The sequence below is a fragment of the Saliterribacillus persicus genome, assembly GCF_003337485.1.
Classification (GTDB): domain Bacteria; phylum Bacillota; class Bacilli; order Bacillales; family Amphibacillaceae; genus Saliterribacillus; species Saliterribacillus persicus.
Genome location: NZ_QPJJ01000015.1, coordinates 48,146 through 71,028 on the forward strand (window position 1 = coordinate 48,146; position 22,883 = coordinate 71,028).

27 protein-coding genes are annotated in these 22,883 nt (G+C 32.9%); 9 read left to right on the plus strand and 18 right to left on the minus strand.

Going from position 1 to position 22,883, the window contains the following annotated elements; all coding sequences use genetic code 11:
• Positions 1 to 197 precede the first annotated feature (197 nt).
• From DFR57_RS15160 to DFR57_RS15170, 3 genes are all read right to left on the minus strand, one after another.
• On the minus strand, positions 198 to 1,052 hold the full coding sequence (locus DFR57_RS15160; RefSeq protein ID WP_114354061.1) for an MBL fold metallo-hydrolase: 855 nt from the start codon (positions 1,050 to 1,052) through the stop codon (positions 198 to 200).
• 95 nt (positions 1,053 to 1,147) lie between these two features.
• On the minus strand, positions 1,148 to 1,585 hold the full coding sequence (locus tag DFR57_RS15165; RefSeq protein ID WP_114354062.1) for a YndM family protein: 438 nt from the start codon (positions 1,583 to 1,585) through the stop codon (positions 1,148 to 1,150).
• A 152-nt stretch (positions 1,586 to 1,737) separates the two neighbouring features.
• Positions 1,738 to 2,436, minus strand: a complete 699-nt coding sequence (locus DFR57_RS15170; protein ID WP_114354063.1) for a YetF domain-containing protein — start codon at positions 2,434 to 2,436, stop codon at positions 1,738 to 1,740.
• A 182-nt stretch (positions 2,437 to 2,618) separates the two neighbouring features.
• Here DFR57_RS15170 and DFR57_RS18320 point away from each other — a divergent pair, with 182 nt between their 5' ends.
• Both DFR57_RS18320 and DFR57_RS15175 read left to right on the plus strand, forming a co-directional pair.
• The gene (locus tag DFR57_RS18320) at positions 2,619 to 2,792 is read left to right on the plus strand and encodes a hypothetical protein (protein WP_170133003.1); all 174 of its coding nucleotides are present in this window, start codon (positions 2,619 to 2,621) and stop codon (positions 2,790 to 2,792) included.
• A gap of 348 nt (positions 2,793 to 3,140) precedes the next feature.
• Positions 3,141 to 4,436, plus strand: coding sequence for a voltage-gated chloride channel family protein (locus DFR57_RS15175; RefSeq protein WP_114354064.1), 1,296 nt, complete (start codon positions 3,141 to 3,143; stop codon positions 4,434 to 4,436).
• Between the two features lie 33 nt (positions 4,437 to 4,469).
• Here DFR57_RS15175 and DFR57_RS15180 read toward each other — a convergent pair whose 3' ends face one another.
• The 3 genes from DFR57_RS15180 to DFR57_RS15190 all read right to left on the minus strand — a co-directional run bounded on the left by DFR57_RS15180 (position 4,470) and on the right by DFR57_RS15190 (position 7,180).
• The gene (locus tag DFR57_RS15180; protein ID WP_114354065.1) at positions 4,470 to 5,339 is read right to left on the minus strand and encodes a DUF6920 family protein; all 870 of its coding nucleotides are present in this window, start codon (positions 5,337 to 5,339) and stop codon (positions 4,470 to 4,472) included.
• Positions 5,340 to 5,794: 455 nt separating this feature from the next.
• Positions 5,795 to 6,667, minus strand: a complete 873-nt coding sequence (locus DFR57_RS15185; RefSeq protein ID WP_114354066.1) for a protein kinase domain-containing protein — start codon at positions 6,665 to 6,667, stop codon at positions 5,795 to 5,797.
• A 102-nt stretch (positions 6,668 to 6,769) separates the two neighbouring features.
• Positions 6,770 to 7,180, minus strand: a complete 411-nt coding sequence (locus DFR57_RS15190; protein WP_114354067.1) for a hypothetical protein — start codon at positions 7,178 to 7,180, stop codon at positions 6,770 to 6,772.
• A 380-nt stretch (positions 7,181 to 7,560) separates the two neighbouring features.
• On the opposite strand from DFR57_RS15190, the gene DFR57_RS18170 reads away from it, so the two are divergent.
• The gene (locus tag DFR57_RS18170) at positions 7,561 to 7,833 is read left to right on the plus strand and encodes a hypothetical protein (protein ID WP_147269790.1); all 273 of its coding nucleotides are present in this window, start codon (positions 7,561 to 7,563) and stop codon (positions 7,831 to 7,833) included.
• A gap of 48 nt (positions 7,834 to 7,881) precedes the next feature.
• Here DFR57_RS18170 and DFR57_RS15200 read toward each other — a convergent pair whose 3' ends face one another.
• Positions 7,882 to 8,457, minus strand: coding sequence for a hypothetical protein (locus DFR57_RS15200; protein WP_114354069.1), 576 nt, complete (start codon positions 8,455 to 8,457; stop codon positions 7,882 to 7,884).
• A 181-nt stretch (positions 8,458 to 8,638) separates the two neighbouring features.
• Here DFR57_RS15200 and DFR57_RS15205 point away from each other — a divergent pair, with 181 nt between their 5' ends.
• The 4 genes from DFR57_RS15205 to DFR57_RS15220 all read left to right on the plus strand — a co-directional run bounded on the left by DFR57_RS15205 (position 8,639) and on the right by DFR57_RS15220 (position 11,774).
• On the plus strand, positions 8,639 to 9,835 hold the full coding sequence (locus DFR57_RS15205) for a DUF4085 family protein (protein ID WP_114354070.1): 1,197 nt from the start codon (positions 8,639 to 8,641) through the stop codon (positions 9,833 to 9,835).
• Positions 9,836 to 9,999: 164 nt separating this feature from the next.
• Complete coding sequence (locus DFR57_RS15210) at positions 10,000 to 10,584, plus strand: TetR/AcrR family transcriptional regulator (RefSeq protein WP_114354071.1); 585 nt, start codon at positions 10,000 to 10,002, stop codon at positions 10,582 to 10,584.
• A 58-nt stretch (positions 10,585 to 10,642) separates the two neighbouring features.
• Entirely contained in the window at positions 10,643 to 11,197 is a 555-nt protein-coding gene (locus DFR57_RS15215) for a hypothetical protein (RefSeq protein ID WP_114354072.1), read from the plus strand.
• Positions 11,187 to 11,774 carry a GNAT family N-acetyltransferase gene (locus tag DFR57_RS15220; RefSeq protein ID WP_114354073.1) on the plus strand — a complete coding sequence of 196 codons (588 nt, stop codon included), beginning with the start codon at positions 11,187 to 11,189 and terminating at the stop codon, positions 11,772 to 11,774. The genes DFR57_RS15215 and DFR57_RS15220 overlap by 11 nt, the downstream gene beginning before the upstream one ends.
• Before the next feature lie 111 nt (positions 11,775 to 11,885).
• Here DFR57_RS15220 and DFR57_RS15225 read toward each other — a convergent pair whose 3' ends face one another.
• The 9 genes from DFR57_RS15225 to DFR57_RS18325 form a co-directional block, all read right to left on the minus strand.
• Positions 11,886 to 12,329, minus strand: coding sequence for a methyltransferase family protein (locus DFR57_RS15225; protein ID WP_114354074.1), 444 nt, complete (start codon positions 12,327 to 12,329; stop codon positions 11,886 to 11,888).
• A gap of 23 nt (positions 12,330 to 12,352) precedes the next feature.
• Positions 12,353 to 13,126 (minus strand): SDR family oxidoreductase, encoded by a 774-nt coding sequence (locus DFR57_RS15230; protein ID WP_114354075.1) that lies wholly within the window; start codon positions 13,124 to 13,126, stop codon positions 12,353 to 12,355.
• Positions 13,127 to 13,191: 65 nt separating this feature from the next.
• Positions 13,192 to 13,770, minus strand: a complete 579-nt coding sequence (locus DFR57_RS15235) for a Crp/Fnr family transcriptional regulator (protein ID WP_114354076.1) — start codon at positions 13,768 to 13,770, stop codon at positions 13,192 to 13,194.
• A gap of 433 nt (positions 13,771 to 14,203) precedes the next feature.
• Positions 14,204 to 14,626, minus strand: a complete 423-nt coding sequence (locus DFR57_RS15240) for an N-acetyltransferase (RefSeq protein WP_114354077.1) — start codon at positions 14,624 to 14,626, stop codon at positions 14,204 to 14,206.
• 194 nt (positions 14,627 to 14,820) lie between these two features.
• Entirely contained in the window at positions 14,821 to 15,702 is an 882-nt protein-coding gene (locus DFR57_RS15245) for an AraC family transcriptional regulator (RefSeq protein ID WP_114354078.1), read from the minus strand.
• Between the two features lie 395 nt (positions 15,703 to 16,097).
• Complete coding sequence (locus DFR57_RS15250; RefSeq protein WP_114354079.1) at positions 16,098 to 16,913, minus strand: acyltransferase domain-containing protein; 816 nt, start codon at positions 16,911 to 16,913, stop codon at positions 16,098 to 16,100.
• 349 nt (positions 16,914 to 17,262) lie between these two features.
• A complete protein-coding gene (locus tag DFR57_RS15255; RefSeq protein ID WP_114354080.1) occupies positions 17,263 to 18,216 on the minus strand; it encodes a DUF2268 domain-containing putative Zn-dependent protease in 954 nt (317 codons plus the stop codon).
• A gap of 271 nt (positions 18,217 to 18,487) precedes the next feature.
• Positions 18,488 to 19,420, minus strand: coding sequence for an acetamidase/formamidase family protein (locus DFR57_RS15260; RefSeq protein ID WP_114354081.1), 933 nt, complete (start codon positions 19,418 to 19,420; stop codon positions 18,488 to 18,490).
• Positions 19,421 to 19,572: 152 nt separating this feature from the next.
• Positions 19,573 to 19,737: a hypothetical protein gene (locus DFR57_RS18325; RefSeq protein WP_170133004.1), complete on the minus strand. Its 165-nt coding sequence runs from the start codon at positions 19,735 to 19,737 to the stop codon at positions 19,573 to 19,575.
• Positions 19,738 to 20,060: 323 nt separating this feature from the next.
• Between DFR57_RS18325 and DFR57_RS15265 the strand changes: the two genes are divergently transcribed.
• The gene (locus DFR57_RS15265) at positions 20,061 to 20,477 is read left to right on the plus strand and encodes a hypothetical protein (RefSeq protein WP_114354082.1); all 417 of its coding nucleotides are present in this window, start codon (positions 20,061 to 20,063) and stop codon (positions 20,475 to 20,477) included.
• Between the two features lie 376 nt (positions 20,478 to 20,853).
• Here DFR57_RS15265 and DFR57_RS18675 read toward each other — a convergent pair whose 3' ends face one another.
• Entirely contained in the window at positions 20,854 to 21,057 is a 204-nt protein-coding gene (locus tag DFR57_RS18675; protein ID WP_114354083.1) for a DUF3221 domain-containing protein, read from the minus strand.
• A 221-nt stretch (positions 21,058 to 21,278) separates the two neighbouring features.
• Complete coding sequence (locus DFR57_RS15275) at positions 21,279 to 22,031, minus strand: GNAT family N-acetyltransferase (protein ID WP_114354084.1); 753 nt, start codon at positions 22,029 to 22,031, stop codon at positions 21,279 to 21,281.
• Positions 22,032 to 22,358: 327 nt separating this feature from the next.
• On the opposite strand from DFR57_RS15275, the gene DFR57_RS18680 reads away from it, so the two are divergent.
• Positions 22,359 to 22,763, plus strand: a complete 405-nt coding sequence (locus DFR57_RS18680; RefSeq protein ID WP_425450975.1) for a MarR family winged helix-turn-helix transcriptional regulator — start codon at positions 22,359 to 22,361, stop codon at positions 22,761 to 22,763.
• Positions 22,764 to 22,883: the final 120 nt, after the last annotated feature.

The window sequence follows — 22,883 nt, forward strand, 5'->3', positions numbered from 1 at the left end:
ACCGGTTCTCGTGTTTCAAAAATAAGACTGGTTTGTTAAATTAAGCTACTTTGCATAGTTTCGAAATTTGGACCAGTTTTTGCTTTTTTAAGCTATAAATGAGCAGCATATCATTTTATTTGTGATTGTGATTATTCAATACGAGATAAGCATTTTATTCTATATTTCAATTTTAAATAAATTGATTATAGTTCCCTCTAATTTACGTATTTACCGTGATACGGAATTGCAATACTATCGAATTCGTTTACTAACTTCTCCAAGCTCTCTGACAATAATTTTCCATCCATATGCATCCCATGTCCAGTAATTGCTACAGATGGGTTCAGAGCTGCCAACTTCTTCACGGATTCTCGGGCTGCTTCCCAATTTGTTGTAAGATACCTTGGTGGTCCACTTATTTCTTGTTGTTGGGTTAATACCTTATATAACGAATCCTGTTTAACGGTCACAAATGCATCTCCCGCTAGTAGTGTTGCATCTTTCTCTCTGAATAAAGACACATGCCCTGGCGTGTGGCCAGGTGTGTGAACCCATTTGAATTCTGGCATATAAGGAACAGTTCCATCATATGGGAGGGATTGTATGTTTTCACCTAAGTTTATAGGATTGTTCGGAAACATCTGAGATAATTTTGCTATCATACCACCTTCGACAGTGGGATCTGGTTCCGGGTAGCTATTTTGGCCTGTGAGGTAAGGTAATTCTAATTCATGTGCGAAAACAGGAACTTCCCAGTGGTTTATTAATTCAATTATAGCTCCTACATGATCAAAATGACCATGTGTTAAAATAATCGCTTTTGGACGAGTATTTTTTCCAAAACGATCTTCTGTAGCAGAAATAATTTCATCCGCAGAATTGGGCATTCCCGCATCAATTAATACAAAATTATCCGTTTTAGGATTCCCCACTAATTGAATATTAACGATTTGAATGGTTTGATTAAATACGTCAGGTAGCACTTCTATTCCTAACCCACTGCTTATAGAAGTGGCAGGGATATATTTATAATCACTTCCATAACTAGTATGTTTATCTACATTAGTCATTTAGAATCCTCCTAAAATAAGCAAACAAAAATATTCCAACATCTTAAATACTACATCGTAAAATCGTTTATACTTAATCTAGAATAATTTTGCCATTACTTTTTTCGTTTTCTAATATCTGGTTCTAGTTCCTCGCTAACTTCTGTTTGGAAATTTACTGTATGCCCATAGTTTGATGAACTATCTACATTTGTATACACCTTGTTGCGCAAATAACGATGATATATTAACTCACCCACTGAAATCACTAAGGCAGCTAAAAAGGCTGCTGTAAGTAAAGGAAACATCCCGTCAAAGATAGAGGCACCAATAAACCAGATAGCCAAAAAACATAGAGCAAAATCACCGATTACCGCAAAGACATTGCCAATTTTCGGCATGACAAAAACATCTGCGGCAAAAGCAATAGGAGTTAGAATAATACTTATTAATAAAACATCTCCGAAATTCACTCCGTAAAACAAACTAAAAACAACCCATAGTACTGCTGTAATCATCACAAACTTTATTATAAATGCAGTAATGTACTTCATAGTTATCATCCTTTCGATTTTATCCATCTCTATATTTTAATATGACTTTTCAAGCGGATAATATTCATGCGTATTTGTAATTCCATTTTCTTTCGTTTGAGACTACTACGTCATATATATTTTGGAAAAATTGAAAATATCAAACAGGAGAATTAATTGCCACCTTTTTTGTCCTTTTCACTTATAAAAAGAGAGCCATCTTTCTGAACTTGTGCAAAAAACACATCAGAAATGTAACCAACTTCAGATTGTTTTAATTGGCCTAGTACCCAATTTTGATCAAGATTTAACTTTTCTAAATTTTTAACAAGTAGTTTTCCATCAGATATAATTCCTGTTGGAATTGAATATACATTTGATTTCCTAACTTTATTCATATCCTTATTTGTTACCGGTTTTTGATTATCTTTTGGCATAACTGATAATGTCCCGTTAGTTTCAAATACAGCATAATCCACATCCGGAATTGCAAAAATACTCTGTTGTCTTAGCATTGCATTCAAAAAATCTAAGTCAAGTCTACTTTTGCGAAGTGCTTTTTCGATAATACGCCCTTCCCGGATGACAATAATCGGACCACCAGTTACCACTTTCCTTCCCTTTATAGATTTAATATCGATATAGTCCATTAGTAAAGTAAATATAGTCCAACCTGTCAGTGCCAAAACACCATTACGGATACTGAGATTTGAATTAACAACAAGATTTGCAGTGATTGATCCAATTGCAATTGCCGATACAAAATTAAAAAATGTCATTTGACTTATTTCTTTTCTACCTGAGATTCTCGTTAAAATAAAGAGAACAAAAAAACCGATAGCAATTCTAATCAATAACTCATTTATTTCCATGTCATACACCCCTCTCGTGATTTTTTAATTATTATAGGTAATTTAAAGGATTATAAACTTATATCAGCGAAGGAGGTAATGAGATCATTAATTGAAAATAAGGATAAAGTTGCTTTAGAAGGATATATCTTTGTTATTAAGTAAAAAAAAGATATTAAATAATGAAAAAGAAGGTGTGAAACATGCAATTTACTAAGAAGAAAACATTATACAATGTTAGCCTCATTACAGCATCTTTAATTATTTTTCTAATAACTTATCCGAAAACCTACGCTCAGTTTTTTATGTTAGTTGCATTAATTGGGGTAGCTTTTACTCTCGCAAGTCTTGTATCACCAGAAAAAAATAAAGTATAGAGTAATAGCCATATCGTTCTTAATAGGATTCTTCATAATCTTAGTTACATCCTTAAACGTATAAAAATGCTTTGAAATAAGTGGTTTAAGCTAAAAAAATCCGAACTTTAATTCGACTGCAGAATTAAAATAGTTCGGATTTTTCGCTTTTAACATATTATTTGTAAATATCCATTCACAATTTATTTATATAAAACTCTCTATATAAATAGGCACTTCAAGATTTTTTTATGAGATATTGAACTTTCGTAAAATCCACATTACCTATTCCATAATTATTTTAATAAATTTAATTCAATAGGTAACAATAGAATTGAATTTTTAAAAAGAAAAGAGGCGACCTGGTGAATGTTACGAAAGTATAAAAACTTTTTTTCTGTACTAATTCAATGGATTGTCTTTGGAAGCATAATTGGTATAATTGTTGGTTCAACAACCACTTTCCTTTTAGAAACAAATGATTATCTAGGAGATGAAATACGAGAAAAAAGAGATTGGCTCATCTTCCTCCTTCCCTTTGGAGGAGTCCTCATAGGTTATATATATATGAACTACGGCAAAGTTTTTTTGAATTATACTTTAAATGACACTGCTAAACTAAATAATTTGGTAATAGACTCGGTTCATGAAAAAAAAGAGGTACCACTTAGAATGGGCCCTATCGTTTATTTCGGGACTTTTATCACTGTCCTTTTTGGAGGGTCTACGGGTAGAGAAGGTGCAGCAGTCCAAATGGGAGGAAGTGTAGCTGCTGCGGTCAACAAATTTTTTAAGGTAAACAGATTAGACAAGAAAGTTTTAATGATGAGTGGTATTAGTGCTGGTTTTGGTGCTGCTTTTGGAGCACCAATAACAGGTGCCGTATTTGGTATGGAAATGGCTGCATTAGGAAAGCTGAAATTTGAAGCACTTGTTCCTTGCCTAACTGCAAGCTTTGTGGCCCACTACGTAACTACAGTAGCTTGGGAGCATAAACACGAAGAATTTATCATACAAACCGTACCTGAGATAACCCTTATGACATTTATAATAGTTATACTTCTATCTATAATCTTCAGTTTAATTAGTGTTTTATACTGCCAGTTGAGGCATGGAATAGAAAAATTTTCAGAGAAACTTTTCAATAAAAACCATATGAAAAGAGCTTTTTTTGGAGGAGTTGTCATTGTTGTATTAACTTTAATGGTTAGTTCCCAAGATTACAATGGCCGAGGGCTACAGATGATAGAACAATCTTTTATAGAAGACGTTCCACCCTTTGCCTTTTTAGCTAAACTAATTTTCACTGCAGTAACGATTGGTACAGGGTTTGTTGGGGGTGAAGCTATCCCTTTATTTTTTATTGGTGCAACATTAGGAAATAGCTTACACTCCTTCATCGATTTACCTCTGTCATTTCTTGCAGCATTAGGATTAATTGCTGTTTTTTGTGGAGGGTCTAATACGCCTATAGCAGCTTTCCTGCTGGCAATGGAAATGTTTGACGGCAAAGGTTTAGAATATTTTTTTGTTGCATGTATAGTCAGCTATCTATTCTCCGGACATCACGGACTATGGCCGTCTCAAAAAATATATGAACCCAAAAGCAGGCTATATAATACTCCACTTGCAGAGACTATTGAAAACGTTGAACAAAAGAAATAACTTCTGCAAATTTTTATATTTGTGTGTCTTTTTTCACCTTTTGATATTAATATCAAAATTCTCTAGTTTATACCAAGTAAAAGGCTCACCATCCATAACCCATGTAACCTCAGCACGGTTAGCAATTTTAAGCCCATCTACTATAGTGTGTCCTTTGATTTTCCCAATACATGGGATTCTCTCTGCCTCATCATCATTTTCTTTATATCTAAGGCTTTCCTGCTTAATAAGGTTTCCCTCTTCGTCAAAATAAAAAATAGCTTCCACCGTGATACCTTTAAAAGATAAAATCCCCTTTGCACTTTGCGTGTCGATTTTTTTCCAGGTCATATAATCTTCAAGGGCTGCTGTAGGATACCATGGCAATTCTAAAAGAAAACGGTGCAGAGAGGATTCATTAAGTTTGTCACTACTTTTTTCATTAACTACCGGTATCAAAGAGCCAATACGAATCTCCATAGCTCCTTCCCCATCATAAAATAGATCCCTTCCTTTAGTATTAAGAACAGGAATAACAGGGAGATCGACATGCCATAAATAACCTGGCTCATCCACTCGAACGTATTGTTTTGCCTCTGAATCCATCCAATTTTCTTGATCCGGCTTTAGTTTCATTTTCCCACGTTGAGAAAAGCTTATGGCGCGAATCCTTTCTTGTCCAACTATTCCAATAGATTTTAACCATTTTTCCACTGGTTTAGGTAAACCTTCTAAATCTTTTTCTTGTATTTTAGCAGCTGGTTTTTCATTAATTTCTTCTGATGCTTCCGACAGAAGTTCTACCTCTTTAGCAATTTTACGATTCATATAAACATTTCCAATAATAAAAGCTATAATAACTAACCCTATTAAAGCAACAACTATAATCCACCAATAACTCGTTATTAAATTCTTAAATTCCATCCTACCCCTCCTTCTTTATTACTATTTTCTTTAAATCTAAACAAGGCTCTTTGTTGAATGTTCTAGCAATATGTAATCATATTATATAATAGCTTTTCGAACGGTATCTATTAAAATCAAAGCATTATGCCAATTCCACGTGTATAAATTGTGACAATCTTAAATTCAAGATAAATTAACAATTTCTATACTGGGAAATAAAATCTAAAAACAAGCAAAAAAAAATAGACAAAAGCGAGGTTTTATCATCAATTTTAATTGAACAATTTTTGTTCATTATCTCCGAACAGTTTTTATCATTAAATATAGAGCTTTTAATTGAAGCTTTATTTGAAGTCAAAATAATGGAGGAAGCTTTCAATAATTCGCTTCTTCAAAAAACTATAGAAAATATATGTATTAATTACTATTATCACTGTACCCGCTCCTAAATTAATAACTTGCTATTATATATTTTACCCTCCTTGCAATGCTAAATTCCATGCCAAGCATAATTCCGAAACAGATAAATATCTCTTACTCCTATCTTTTTCAACAGCTTTTAATGCAACTTCATATAGAGCTTCATTTGCATCCCATTTAGAAAATGAATGATCAAGCTCTCCTCCTAATAAACAAAAAGCCATCGCACCCATGTTAAAGACATTGGTTCTTTCATCAATAACAGCGCCCAGTTCAAACTCTTCTGGAGACATAAACCTTGATGAACCCCAAAGTCTTCCCATTTTATTTTGAAAAGGCTTTTTCTTATATAAGTCAATATCACAAATTTTAGCGATGTTACTTTTAAAATCATACAGAATGCTACCGTCATAAAAATCAACAGCTACGTAACCCTTGTTTTCTACATACTTGTGGAATTCCAATATACACTTTATCGATTTTAGTCGGGATTCAACAGGTAGATTTTTAAATAGAAAAAAAGGTGAGTCGGGGTGCTCATACTTCTGGGGTGGAGGAAAAGACCAGTGAGAATGAAGACACTCTCCATCAAACCATTCGAATATTAATACATATCCTTTTTCCGTCTCAAAATGGTCCAACAATTTTATTAAGTGTGGGTGTTTTAATTCCTGATATAGTATAATAGACTTTTTTAAAGTTGCAATTGCATCTTTGGGATCCCCTTGAAACTCAATAGTCTTTGCACCTGCATACTTAACAAACTTTTTTATACCGTCTTTCTCTATACCAAAACTTATATTTCCAGAGTCTTGTTCATCAAAAACACAAAATACCTTACCAAGATTTTTAATCCACTCAAAACTATGTTCTCCTTTTAACCGATATGAAATATCATCTATATAGAATACCTCTAAATTGTTCATGTATATCCTCCAATTTTATTAAAATTGCATCGTCGTATCACAAAGGTCTTACTTACATTAATTGTCGACTTCTGATCTTTTGCTAATTTTTTAGTGTTTAATTTAGTGTTTATGTGCATTTATAAATAGCTCTGATATTTCGATTATAAAAAAAGGTTCCTTCATTCCAGTATTCGAATATGCTTCACTAGCAACATTCCAATTTCTCAACACAATCGATGTGCCACTTATGGTTAGTAGTATGCTGTCTATAGGAAGCTCTCCTTTAATAGAATAATATACACTATATTCTCTTCTTTTTTTGTGAACATCAAAACCCAATTCCATAATTTCTAAAGGAAATTCAATATTAACTCCAAATTGTTCTAGAAAGACCACTACTTCCGGATAATTAGATCTAAAGTTTAATCTGAAATTTTGACACTCATAACAAAAACATTGTTCAGTGTACTTATCATTATAATTATTAGTGGTTTTTACATCACAGATAATGTCATGCCCTTGAATTTTCATTTTTTCACCTATTCTATTTTTCTAAAAATTTCCTATTATCTATTGTTTAAAGTATCCTGACGATTGTTAATTTCCCTTTCTTCTACATCCATAGATTTTGAGATGATATGACAAAAATTTCTATATCCTAGGAATTGCTATAATTAACGCAGATAAAAGTTTCGAAGCTTGGAGTCGAATGATTAGAAAAAGATCTTTTCAGTTATAAGTTCAATGAATATACAAAACCTGAATTCTGATTGTTTTTGTAATTTCAAAAGAGTAATTATATAATTGACTTAAACTACAATCATTTATTTAGTCCACATAAATTATTAAGTAAAGCATGTTAACATGAAGGTGTCGCGCTTTAAAAACAGGTGAATTTCAGGGGTGATTGAGTGAAAAAATATTCTTGGTTAAGCTACTGTTCTTTTGTTTTAAGCTTATTTCCAATACCTTTTCTATTTGGGATGATGTATGCAGTTATAAGAATTCACCCTTCTCTAGGATTTTTTCTTATTTCGTTGTCCATAATATTATCTCTATTACTTGGTTTAATAGCTCTTTTTAAAAGAACTGAAAAAAATGCATTGGCATTAGTAGCTATTATCATTTCTTTTTGGAGTGGATTATTCTTCATTTTTGGTTTATTGATGTCGCAAATGGCCTGAACGGGAACCCTCCAGCTTATAATCTTTAGAAACATAACTAAGCTGCCATTATGAAAATTTCTTTCCTGTAATACCCCTGACTAATTTGCAAAAATCCTCCCACTCTCGAGGATATTTGTTTACTCCGTGTTTTTTAATGTTTCGACAGTCTCTAGTAAGCTCCAGGCTCCAGCTTGTACCATCAAGCATACCCGGTTCTATATATTCCTTTTTCCAGTTCAGAGGGTTGATTATCTGCATTTCTTCTATAAAATTTTTAACTGTAGATCCTTTAACAATCTTAAACTCTTCATCTACTACTTCTCCATTATTCCAATGGCTCCAAGTAATCCTGCCAGTAGTTAAATCAACCACAACACTGTAAGAACCACCAAAGTATCCACCAACTGAAGCTTTAAGCTCTTTAATATTTTTGTACGCGGCATCAATAGCGTGCTCTTTATTCCATTCATTCTCACAGTCATTACAATAGTATTCCGGTCCACCAACTATAAGGGAACATCCACCAAGTTTAATTTTTCCTGCTTCAGCTTGTTCCATAGCCACATGGCTTGGCATGCCATATAAGATTTTCAACGTATTATTCGACTCACATTGTGGGCACTGCTTGTAGTTAATGGCCATAGAATATTCCCTGCCTCATCATTTTATTTAAAGATTATGTTCTCTATCCCATCTTGAATCCTACCACTTCATTAATCATTTTGAGACTTTTTAATATATTCTTTAAAAACTCTAAAACACTTTATAGTTTAATGAACTATATATAGTATACTATTTTTACCAACTATTTTGAGGTGAAATTATGTGGAATATTTCAAAAGATGCAAAAGAAAATTTTTCAAAATATAACCTTCTCCCAATTCATGAATCCGACGACGAATGGGAGGTAACGTTAAGAGAAGCAAAAGAAGAAGGGGAAGATATCATTACCCGTTTGAACGAAGAGCTTGAAGAGGTAAAAGAGGAATTGTTATCAGTCTTGCCAGCCCGTTTTATTCCTTATGTAGAAAATGGTATATTAAATCAACCTACACTACCAAAAGCAGTGCGTGAAGATTATTTACAATGGATGCGAGAGACGGACAAGGAATTTGAAAAAGTATTAAGTGCCGCCTATGAAAATACTAAGAAAGCGATAAAATACTTGCCAGCTTCCACACAAGATGTCTTTGAGGAAAGTTTGCATGATTCAACTATTGCACGAATTGAACGTGAAAACGATACACTTCACCTATACGTTAATACAGAAGGTGGTTTTTCTTCAAAATCGCTTATTCATTTCACTTTCAAAGGAATTAAATCTGAGGAAACAGATGAACCATTGCAAGTTGGACAATGGTTTATTTATGATGAGTTACAGAAAACCGATGATGGTTTTGCATTTCGAGTATTATTTGAATCTCCAGAAAGCCAGTGGACAATTGCGATGAAGGAGTTAGATACCCAGTATTTTTATCGTCCAATGGAATTTACGAAATTGAGAGATGAAGAAAAGCTTGAGGATATTTCATTTACTGATTATACCAAAAAGTTGAACACAGATCATCGCTATTGGTTGATTACACCACATGTAAAATGTGCAATTCAATCATTAGAGGAAAGTATCACCATAGATAATGGGTCGATTGAATTTGGGAAAAACGAAATGATTATTACTATAGGGAATGAACGTTTCTTCTATGATTTAAATGAATACAATCCAATTGATTTTATTTACACAAACATTTATGAAGATCCATATGCACATCTTAGTCAGCCGATCCCCTTAGAAAATATCGAAGAAGCGGCCTTAAGCAGTGATTTAGAATTACAAGTACGAGCATGGAACACAATGTATGCAAATCCTAGTGAGCTGGCAGATATAATTAATCGGGTCTTATGGAAAATCGAAATTACAGAGGAGAACGAAATGATGTTAAGCGTTTATGCCAATCATTTTCTAGAAAAAGAGATTTTGATGGAAAAAGTTAAAGAAAAGTATCAGTCGTTGATTGATTAGCTATAAATTTTCAGCACTCACCACTCCACATTGGTTTTAATGAAATAATGATAATATTTCACGTGAAAATAGAAAGTACTTTTCTAGATTCAAAACATTTACTTGACCGATCGATCAGTTAATATTAGAATAAAAATGAAGAATTATAAGAGAGGCGGAATGAAATGACTCAAGATTTAAGAATTACTAAGGGAAATGAAACAAAAGATCGGATTCTAACTGCCTCTATGAAGATCATTTCTGAAGAAGGAATCGAAGGATTAAGTGCGAAAAAAATAGCTGACCTGTTAGGAATTAGCAAGAGTAATATTTTCCACCACTTTGGATCAGTAGATGAAGTTTTAAATGTGTTGTTTAAGAGCATACTTACGAATCTGGTTGAACCTGTTAAATCCCAACAGGGCCCTGACTTAGAATCGTTTCTCTTTTTTCTTGGGGAGAGTATTTACTCACTAAGTGATGAAGAGAAGTTATCCTATTCTGTTTTACTTAATTTCTATAATACCTGCTTATATAACGAAAAATATCGAGGTTATTTACTGCAGGCAAAGGATGAGATGATTGATGCTATTTCAACTCAATTATCTCAATATAGCTCTCTAAGAAAAGAAAAACTTTTAGAAATTTCTGAAATGATCATCATGACATTAGATGGTTATGGTCTCCATTTTTTACTAGAATCTGATATAGTAGCATTTAAAAAAATGTGGACTTTACAAGTGGAAGCATGGCAGTCTTTATTAAAATAAGTCGCTGCCATTTTTTATTATAATATTGACCGTTCGATCGGTCATGAAGGGGTGTTGTATGATTAGAATTCCAAAGTTTCTTCATGAACTCCTAGGTGAATTTCAGACGAAATCTTCCATAGTTGTTATTGCTCTTTTTGTACTTATTTCAGGTCTTCTAATAGGGATTCTAGGCTACGATGAATGGAAGGAATTATCCTTAGTAAAACAAGTAGTAACATGGTTTTTATTCTTAGATATCTCAGGAGGTGTTATAGCTAACCTAACCAAGGGCACTGATGTTTTTTATGAACGGTTTCCAAGGAATAGATGGATGTTTATAGCTATCCACGTGCAGCCCATTATTTTGTCCTGGTCAATGGGAATTTCGATTAGTTATGGGATTATGATTTGTGCATACACTTTAATTAGTGCAGTACTCTTAAACTTGATTAGAGATTACTCGATTCATAACCTCTTAGCTGGTAGCTTTACAGGATTAGGTTTACTATTAGCAGCTTATTTTAGTCAATCAATACCTTTCTTCGCATCTACTTTATTCATTTTTTACATTTTCAAGGTGTTGTTTAGCTTTTCAGTTTTCCACCATAAGGGGGAGCAAAATGAATATTAATGAAACTCATATATCATTGTTATCTCAAGCGTTTAAGGATGACCCTATGTTTGTTTATTTCATTGCTGACAAAAATGATAAGGAACAAACCAAAAAATTAATACGATTTATCGTTAAACAAAATCGCTTATTAGATGGTCTAATTCTAACTGACCATACTACAAAGCCTAGTTACGTTGCGATTGTAGATCGACCAAGGAACCTTAGGAATGTATCCATAATGGCTAAGGTCAGATTAAATATAGAAATGCTTTTATTGATATTCAAGCTACCCTTCCCTGTACTTAGGTTCTTAACTAAGTATCAAAAATTATCTTTTTCAAGTGCACCAAATGAACCCCATTACTACGTAACCATGATTGGTGTAGATCCATACTGCCAAGGAAAAGGGATAGGTAAAAAGGTTCTAGGAGAGATTCATGAAATTGCCAAATCTTCACAGCCACCCTACCCTGTTGCGCTTGATACAGAAAATCAGAAGAATGTCTCTTTTTATGAAAGGTTAGGGTATGAACTGAAGGATACTAAAATGATCGATGGACTAAGGATATATTGTATGACCCGGCCTGCAGAATAAAACAAATAATCATACTTCATTACGAGAAAAAACCCCTAAACAATTGTTTAGGGATAATTTAGATCCATAGAGATGTTACCAATATAAAAATAGTCTTATTCATGATTTAAATCAAATCCATTTTCTCACGCGTTTCCTATATTCACTATAAGCTGCTCCAAACTTTTGGTGCAAAACCTTTTCCTCAAATCTTATATAATAATTATCTGTAATCAAAAAGAAGGCTATTACTAAAATTAAATTTGATAGAGAACCGAGAAGTATCCAAAAACCTAAAAGCATTAATAAAAACCCAAGATACATAGGGTTTCTTGAATATTGATACAAACCATTCGTTACTAATATTGTCGGAATATCAAAAGTCATTACAGTTGTACTTTCTCTTTCGAATTTTTTAGAACCTTTTATTGATAATGTTAGACCGGCTAACAATAATGCTACACCTATTAAGTTAAACGGGAATGAAAAAATAATTAGTATAGGGAAAACAAAATGCAATATAATCATAAGCCCGATGATGAATAAAAGTAATGTTGGCGGCAATATCTTTCTCATTTTATCTCCTCCCAACAAAATTCTCATTGATCAGAAAAAAGCGCTTCTTCTTTTTCAGTAATGAAACTATTTATTATTTTCAGTGCGCGTTTTGGCATCACTCGGCTTATTCGGTACAGCATTTTGCTCTTATCCACGTGTATTTCTTCCTGTCCTCGGTTCAGTTGCTCCAGTGCTTCTTTAACTGCCACATGAGGAGATATCGCCCTTGACGTTGCATGACCTCCATGAAAAGGCGTATTCACCTCCGGATAGAATATCTCAACAACATTGATACCTACCTTAGCGTACTGAATTCTCATGCTTTGTGTCATGGAATGCAAAGCTGCCTTTGTTGCACAGTAATTTGGCTGTATTGATAGCGGCACATGTGCAAGTCCCGAGGAAATATTCACAACCGTTCCTTGATTTTGGATCAAAATTGGCAAGAAAATCTGTGTCAGTAGTACTGGCGCCATATAGTTTGTTTCCCATTCAGCCCTTAAGCGCTTTGATAAATCACCAGTAGTTGGTAAAAGATAATGACTAACAATACCTGCATTGTTCATCAGCATGGTGAGATCTGAGAAATCTTCGGCTATTCGTTCCATAAGTGCTTTTCTTTCTTCCTCAGAGGTAATATCACATTGAATTGTTATTACTTTGGGAAGATTCTTCTGAGCCTCATCCAGTTTCTTCTGGGATCGACTAGTAATAATGACTTTTGAGCCTTCTTCCAACATTTGCTTTGCCATCTCTAAACCAATACCTGAACTCCCACCCGTAATCAATACTACTCTGTTTTTTGGTTTAATCATCCCAATTATACCTCCTGTTTTTTCTCTATCTTACTGGACAGTTAGTATAATTTCCTTGACCTAGGTCAATTTTTCTTATTTCTGATTCGACTGAGTGCTTCAGGCGTTATGCCTAGAAATGATGCTACATGATAAAGCTTGATTTGGTCTTCAACACTGGCGTAATTCTCTTTAAATTCCTGATACCGTTTTGTAGCATCATCCAATAAAAATGACCTCTCTCTTGATTCTTTCATGATGTAAACGGATTGTACTAGTCTATAGGCAAACGGATACCATCTTATATCTTCCTGCATCATTTTTTCAAATGCTTCAAAATCAAATTTTAATATACGACTAGTCTGTAAAGCTTCAATATTGAAAAAAGATGGACGTTTTTGCACAATAGCACTATAAGAGATCAAAAATCGTCCAGTTTCACTAAAGCCTTTTGTGAAATCATTTCCATCTTCATCTACGTAATATAGCCGAAAAAGTCCCTCTAAGTTAAAACCCATATGTCTAGGAACTTTGCCAGCACGTACGAAGAGCTCCCCTTTTCTGATAACTTCCTCATCGCAGTTTGAATACAAACGTTGTATAAGCTCATCATCAATGTCCCATAAGTCTTTAATTGCTTTTTGTAGTTTGGTATAAGAACCCACAAAATCACCTCAATTAATTTGGAATAGCTATTAATTATACTCAAACGCTGAAAAGAATATAATATTAAGAGACTAGTAAATAGAAATATTTCTCTTTCATTGTTATTTTTCTACGTAAAAGTACAATCTCCTTTTTTATAAACACCAATCTCTGGAAACTCATATGGGGTTATTAAGTTCTTCCAGATAGTAGAGGTAGTGAAGGTATACTGGTGAAAATAAAAAAATGACTGAACCCGTATTGGATTCAGCCTGAATACATCTTATTGTGAGCATTTACAAAGGATTTCACAGTATAGGAGTGAAAAAATCCAGATTTTCTTAGCATGAAAAATACAGTAATAAAAACCACTAGTATAGCAACTAATAAATATAAAAAGAATATCCCTAATTATGATTAGTAGTCTATTTGTAACTAGCAATCTTTAGTAAATCATAATTCCCAATCCATTACATATTCAACTTCATTAGTATTTCTATCTAATTGTTCTTCTTTAACAACGAAGTTTTCTCTTTGATAGAATTGTACTGCCCGTATATTATTTTTATATACTTTTAATGATAGTGAAGGATACTTTTCTTTAACATAATCAAGTAAATCTTTACCAATACCCTTTGACTGCTTCTCATTTTCCACAAAAATTCCCGCAATATAATTGTCTGCTAAACCCACAAAGCCTTCAATCTTCTCATTATTTTCATAAACAAATATTGTGGCGTTTGGCAATATTTCTTTTACTGTTTCATAATTTTCTTTCCAGTAACTTTCATTGATAAAGTGATGGGCTTTAATATTTGATTCAAGCCAAATCCTCATAACTTCTTGCAAATCATCTATTTCAAATTTTCTTATCATGTTTCCCTCCGTAAATACCTTCTAGGTTTATTTTAGTCTGGAGAAATCTACCTCTATTATAGCTATTTCATTGACCATTTTGATGAAGCGGAATGAGAAGTAAATTAAGACTTAAATCCAAATTATATCCAAATCACCATTACGAAAGAGACACTCCACCAAGGAGTGCTCTAAAGCATAATTATTAATTTGCATTACATCATGGTCTTTTTCTTTACTGGAATCCATATTTCACTTCTATACTTCGGATCCTCTGTGTCCTTACTCTCATTCCACAAGATTTCAGGACCTTCAACTGCCTCATAGCCTGAAGATGGAAACCACTCCGCGTATATCTTTCCCCACGTATTTTGAAGTGTTGCCGGGAATGGTCCAACTGATTCGAATACTGCCCAGGTACTAGCATCAATTTTTAGTTCATCAAATTTTGCTGTTTCATTACTAGAGGTTGCAACTCCAATATAATGATCTAATTCTCCTTTTTCTTCCATTCTTTCTTCAGAAAAATTATTGGAAGCACTAATAATGCCTGTTGGTTCTAATTGTGGTAGTGCTTTTAATTGCTTAATAACCTCAGGGGTTAAAAGTTCATACATTTTAGCAATTTCTGGATTAACACCATTAAAGATAATTGGAACCCTTTTCTTAAACCCCACTAGCTTAAATGATTCTTTCTCAACGATACGATAGTTCATTTCGCATCCTCCTTCAATTGATAGCTGAAAGGTCATTCTAGGATAAGCTTTCAATAGGTTATACTCACTTCGGGCTTCGGAAGGGAGAATACCATGCAAAGTGTGAAAAGCACGAGAAAATGAATCAGCTGAACTATAACCGTATTTGATAGCAACATCGATTATTCTCAAATTAATATCTTTCAAATCAAGTGCAGCTAGCGTTAGTCTTCTTCTTCGGATAAATTCTGATAAACTTACGCCTGATAAAAAGGAAAACATTCGCTTAAAATGATACTCTGAGCAATAAGCGATTTTTGATATTTCTCTATAATCAATATCCTCCGTTAAGTGCTCTTCAATGTATGCCATAGCATTATTCATACTACTTAAAGAATCCATCGAACAACCTCCTCACCATTAATATTAACAAAGGATATATTCATTCATCCGTCAATTTGTGCACAACTAAGTCGCTTCACCTTATGGATTCTTAGACTCATTAAAATCAAATGCTAAAATAAAAAATCCGCGTTTTTTCCATATATTAATAAACTTCTAAAAATATAATTTAGTTCTATCATGTTATTATATTCCTCTCAGTTTATAGCGAAAAAACTTTACAAATCCACCAATTACCGGGTCTCAAACAAATCATAGTAATTTATCATATTTTCCATTAGGCCAAATAAGTGGGTATCGATATCAATTATCGAACTCTTTACCCGCTGTGTAATAATACTTGTAAGCGTCAGTGTTTACTCGTGTACTAATACATTCATGTCTTCCTTCCCTTTTTAAAAGGGATTTGATACTAATGTTCCATTTGTCCAATCCACTTTACCTCCATCTAATAGATATTTCTTTAATTTACGCTGTAAAGAAGTCTCTTCGGGTAAGTTTTCAAATGGAAGATCTCTTCTTCCATAAACCCAATCAAGAATGCCTTGGGTGTTATCCTCTTTTCCGGTTACCACAAATGATTTTTGAAACTCTAAAATTCTAGAACCTTCTAGCAACAAGCTCTTTAATGCCGGAGCTAGCAACCATGATCCACAAATCATTTCTACATTAGCATATTCAGGAAAGAATTTTTCAAAAAATTCCCGAGCATCTAAATAAGACTTTTTAAGATTACTACTCGTCAAATTGACGTCTGACGGAATATGAATGTTAATTACTTTTTTGTCATCTTTGGTCATCATTTCATACTCCAGTTCACCAATTCTAAATTCCTGCATGGAAATCTGTCTGACAGCCCACCACGCCCAAACATATTTATATTCTCCATGTGTTTTTTTATAAGTATAAAGGAATCTTGAAAAGAACTTCATCGTTTGAATAAATACTTCATCAGAAATGCCCATATCCCTATATTTTTCGTATGTATGACAAACTGCATGTAATTGGCATGTCAAAATCTTTAGACCTTTTTCATCGGGTGCCAGAAATGCAGTAAGCTCCTCTCTCTCTTTTTCCCATGTGTTTGGATTATTCATTTGAGTTATTTCATTATTTATTCTATTAAAGTCTAATACATTTTCGATTGTGACTACCTGCTCATGAACCTCTTTTGGCATTTCGAGTAAATGACAAAGTTCATTAATTTGCATTTCCACACCTACTATTCTTATTTTTCGTATTTGCTATTTGACTGACAACCTGCCATTCTTATTTTACTCTCTATCTACTTAACAACCATTTGAATATCGAAATATTAAAAACGTTTTAAATAATGATTCTCTGCTGATTCAAGGAAGTGCTACACCCAATAGGACACCTCTAGGGAGGGCTCCTATTGAAATAGATTCCGATAGCGTATTGAAATCAACCCTTATCTTGTCTAAAATGCTCATTCTTTCTTTCAAATGAGATAAAATCAATTAAATATCTGTAGATAATTAATTTTTATTTGCAAATTTTATATTGTACATACAAATTTTAATCAATAAATTCTTATAATTATTTTCCTTCGAAGTATTCTTCATATTGACTTTCCAAGAGAATTTCATTAGCTGACATATCCGTCCATTCCTCAATAGGAATGTTTGGATTCTCTTCGGTAAAACTATTCATGATTTTGTTCCCAAGTGTGTAGATTGCTCTATCTGGTATATTCTTTTTTGCTTTTCCGAATAATAAAACTTCCTTAACAGCCAAATCTGTAGCACTAGTGTTTTCTTTAAAAAATTCCCATGCGTTTTCTTCCATTTGAATTGTGGGGAATTTATGCCATGGAACAATTATGTCTGGATATAAACTTCTAGCAAATGTTTCTGCTTTACCCTCGAGTATTACATCATCTTTTAAAGTAGTATTATAATCCAGTTCATTGTTCTCCATAAACACAGAATGATGATATTCATGAGCAAGAGAATAATTTAAATATTCATCCTTAAGTAAAGATGGTTCAATTTGAATTAGTATGACATCTTTCTGCCATGTTACACCTGTTACTCCATTTAGAAACTTCATTGTAGAAGTGTTAGTGGGATTTGCAGGAATTATATATATCGACTTTTTCCCGCCTGGGAGTTTGTCAGATGATTCCTTCAATGTTTGCTTAACTATCTCATTGATGCTACTCTGGTTTTCAATTAAATTTTGAACAGATTTCTCTAATTCATTAATTGGCGTAGGAGTGCTAAGTGTCCAATCTTCTATTTCTCCATCTTTGAATTCTTCACCGAAAGCATTTACTAAGAAGGGTTGTTTAACTGTTTGATAATATAATTGCTTTAAATTAGCTTCCTGCTTCTTTGCTCCTTCTATGTAATTTAAATATTCTTGATAAAAGGGTATGATAGTAAATTCTTGTCCTTTATTAGTAAAAGTAACTGGAGTTTTAAAATCTATTTCCGCGGAGTTTTCACCTTCTGTACTATCGGAACATCCAAATAGTAGAATTGCTGTCATAACTAATATTATTAAAACACTTTTTCTATTATTTAACAGTTGGATTTTAGAGCACCTACCTAACTTTATTTAATTTCTTTGAAAAATGAAAATAATAATCCCAAGAATACCTTTGAATAACCAATTAAGAATCCTAAAAGGTAGAATAAGTAATTCTGGTATCCAAGACAGTATTTCTGAATTATATAAAGAACTTCTCAAGCTTCTATCAGTTCTCTACCTCGCTGTGCAATATTTTATGAATAAAAAAGTTCATTAGGTTTGTTTTTGGTTAGTTAATAAACGAATCGTGAGGTAGTATTGCGTGTACGCCTTTGGTTCCATTAACGATCTGAGTAATCCTCATATTTACTGTTATACTAGCTAGAGTATAAGCTTCTTTACGACTATAACCGTATAGTTCTTCCATCAGGTCAAGCATTCCTTCAAGTGCAATAAAACAAGCTTCATCAAGATCTTCGTGAAAGCCAAATGTAATCCAACCTGCTGGTGTATTTGCACGAGGCATTGATATATTCAGTTCATCTATAAGTGTAAAAGTTAAATCTACAACCTCCATCGGGCATTCAATTGCTTGAGTACTAACTTCACCATCCCCTTGTAAGGCATGTCCGTCTCCAACAGAGAACATTCCTCCAGATACAGGAATTGGGAGATATAAAATACTTCCTTCCACTAGCTCTTTACAATCAATGTTCCCACCGCAAAATCTTGGAGGGATAGTTGAATGAATTCCAGGCTCGTTAGGAGTCATCCCCATAGTCCCCATAAATGGAGATAAAGAAACTCTGTGATTAAATTGACTTACTCCAATCATATTTTTTGTATCTAACTCCCAGTTTAAGTGATACGTATCTTGTTCTTCTAACCCTAGTCGCTTTTTGAATTGATTTGTGCCACCTGCAAAACTCCATCCCCAATATCCTGGACGAATTTCATTGATTTTTATCATAAGGACCATACCTGGCTTAGCACCATTAATGGCTATTGGTCCACATAGGGCGTGACCACTATTTTCTTTTAATTCTTTTGTTTCAAAAATACTACGATTACCTGTTGTATGAAAAGGTTCTAACCCCCATAGTGCGTCAAGAGTAGAATAACGAATAGTATCCCCGGAATTTATTGTTAATATTGGTTTAAAACTTTTTGAAAAAGAACCGTGAAGTGTTTGTTTTTCAGGTTTTACATGGTATGTAGTCATAAAGAACTCCTTTTATGGAATAGTTAAAATACAATCAATTTTTGCTTTTTATATCTTTTATATGTTCACTATTTATGTTCCTTTTCCTTTCAAACTAGCATCTTCTTTTTTAAGATAAGAATCTGTTAGTTCAATAAGGATATTTACGAAAACTAAGTAATCTCCTTCTTAAAATAAAAAACTGTTCCATGAACACCTGACAATTCCCAACCTTTTTCACCAAACAAATTTAACTTCTCAGTCATTGCAGTATTGAAATCAATTCCGTTCTTCAATTGTATTTGAATGATTTCCACTTTGTATTCAAATTGTTTCATTTAGTAACTTCCTCTTATTGTTTTGGAACCTAAATTGTAATATGAGCTTATTTAAAATAGTTGCTTTTTCTAATAACCTGCTAATTTAGTTCAATATCTATATTCAATATTAACATAATATACCAATTTTTAATTAGAATTTTCCAACACAAAAGACCGACTTATTCGTCAGCCCTGCTTATTAAACTCTTCCACCCATTCAGTTAATTATTTTCGAACAACAAATTTTTTTGCATTTTTTAAAAGTAATTTAATCCCATTATATAGAAATAATAGGATTATAGATTTCTTATGTTATATTATAAATGTTAGGAGGAATAAAAATGAAAAGGATCTTAACAACTGTGATTGCACCATGTATCCTTTACTTTTCTTTTTTAGCATTCGATACAATAAGTGGTTCAAGTTTTACCTTTTTTCCAGAATCCCCATTCTTCATTAAGCTCTTAATAGTTTATTTGTATTCATTCCCTTTTTTCTTGTTTATCGGAATACCTACATCGATAATAATTGATAAAATCAATAAAGGAGTGCGTTGGGTCAATTATGCTATTGCCGGCGGTATCGTTGGTTTAATTATGAAGATTAAAAACATAATAGATGGTTATCCAATATTGTATGATTTAGATGTTTTTATTATCTTTCCAGGCGCTAGCATTATTTTTTATTTATTACTAAAGAGTTTAGAAATTATTTTTACAAAAGCATTCGGTAAGCATATATCTGATATAATTCATTAGTTACTATTTTTCTTTTGTTTTTATGAAGTTTAAATGAGACAGTCAAAAGTTGACTGTCTTTTCTTATTGGATAATTTCATTTCTTGAGTACATAACAAAAACGCACATTCTGTTTATAGAAGATAAACATGATGATCGATACCAACCCTTCTCTTCTAACATTGGGAAGAGAACAAATTAACAGTTAGATAAAGAGAAGTGATTATTTTTATCATTTAATACTGGATTATATAGGCAATGAATAGTAATGTAATTGTGATAATAGATAATAAAAAACCTTGAATTTTTCCATCTATATTCCAACGGTTTACTCACAAAAAAACCACCAAATTAATGATAGTCCTGCTCAACTATCGAAGCCGTTTTTTCAATAATTCTATTCAGTAAACTCTATTTTTGATGCCAATGCTTGATTTGGTTTACTATCAAGTGGTTGGCTACTATACCAAATCTCAATCTTATCTCCAATACCTATTTTATTACGTTCTTTTCCGTTGAACACTGTATCATTTGTATATTTTAAATCCACTTTAGTATTCTTGCCTTGAATTAAAAATGAATCATCGTCAATTTTTATAATTTCACCACTAACTCCTTAAATGTTTGCAATTCCATTTTCAGAAGAACAACCAATGACCAATAACAAACTCAGAGTAGATATTATGCTTTTTAAAAATTTAATCTTCACTACATCCCCTCCTAACTAATGCTTTTTGTTTTACCCAACTTAAAGTAATACGTATATAGAATAATAAGAGCATATTCCGGATAAGCACTCTATAGTTGATCAATAAAAAGGTATTAACTTTTTATTCGATACCAATACCTATATTCTTCTTTAAAACCCAACTTTGAATAAAGATTTAAAGCTGGACGATTATCTAATACGACTTGAAGATACGCATTCTTTGCTCCATTTTCCTTACCCCAATTTAAAATGGTATAGATTAATTGTTTTCCATATCCTTTACTCCTATGTTTTTCATTAGTAACAATATCAAACAATCCTATGTATTCATCCTCTAAAACACTCATTCCACAAGCTAGAGCGTCATTATTGTCATTAAGCAAAGTTACATAGCAAACCTCTGGAACGATATTTTGTAATATCTTTTTTAATGTAGCCTGGTCAGTTTCTTTTATATTATTTAATTTACAGAAATCAAGAAACCATTTGTCATTTAAATAACTATAATTAACAGCGTTAGCTGCTGGGCTTACAGAAACTTCATTTAAAGATAATAATTGAACACTTGTTAATCCATCTAATTCATATCCTTCTTGTTCAAGAATAACGTCCAAGTCATGAGGGAATACATTTTCAGTAAGTTTGTAAACAGCTTTCAAATTTTTGCTTCGATAAATTTTTTGCATATCTTCTATCTTCTCTTTTATCTCATATTTTGAAGGATAAAGTGGATTGATAGAATTGGCTCTTTTTGCATAACCATTTGAAAATCGTAATATCCACCCGTCAACAAGTTCTGTTTCAAGGGCTGGAAGAGCATTTATCGATAGTTCCTCTATTTTTTGTATTACCTTCTTATTATTCATTTGACATACCCTCCCTTTGAATACCCTCTTAAAATATCTTCTTACAGTAATTTGCCCGTTACTTAAATTCCATTTTTTCACAAAGTTAGACGAAAGTGAAGGAATTTGTTGCACATAAGTGTCTACTGCATAAAATAATGACGATTAGCTTGTTCTATAAAACTCCCTATTTTAGTTGGTACTCTTATTTATCTGCGGGGATTCGCAAACTTGACATTATTATGAGCTAATATTATAGTTAGCATGTAAATAGTTAACCACTTAATTATTTGGAAGGAGGTAAATATTATCGAAGAATGGCGTCCTTTTGAACAACCACTTCAGTCAGTGAGCGTTTTTCTGACACTTTATAAAACGAATCATCATTTAGTTAAACAATTAGAAGAGCAGCTAGGAAAGTTCGATCTGACGTTAGGAAGGTGGTGCGTTCTAGTAGCTCTCAGATCTAGCGGAAGAGCGATGGTCCCTTCCGAGTTAAGCGACGATCTTGCTGTGACAAGGGCGAATATAAGCAACTTATTAAAATCTCTTGAGCTAGCAGGCCGTATCCAAAGAAATTTCGACCCGACTAATAGAAGAAGAACTCTTGTTAAGTTAACCCCTGAAGGTCATGAGGTCATATCGAAGCTATGGCCCGTATATGAAAAGACTATCGATCAAAGCGTCGGAAATAAACTTACTTTGGAAGAACAAAAACAGTTAGAAACTCTGTTGAAAAAATTGGGTAAGTAAAGCTCCCCTGTCCTGTTAAAGGACAGTTTCCCTCCAATAGTTAATTAATTAACTATTAGCTAGTTAATTATTAATTAGCTGTTATTGCTTTATTAAAGTTACAAACAGGAAGAATGAACA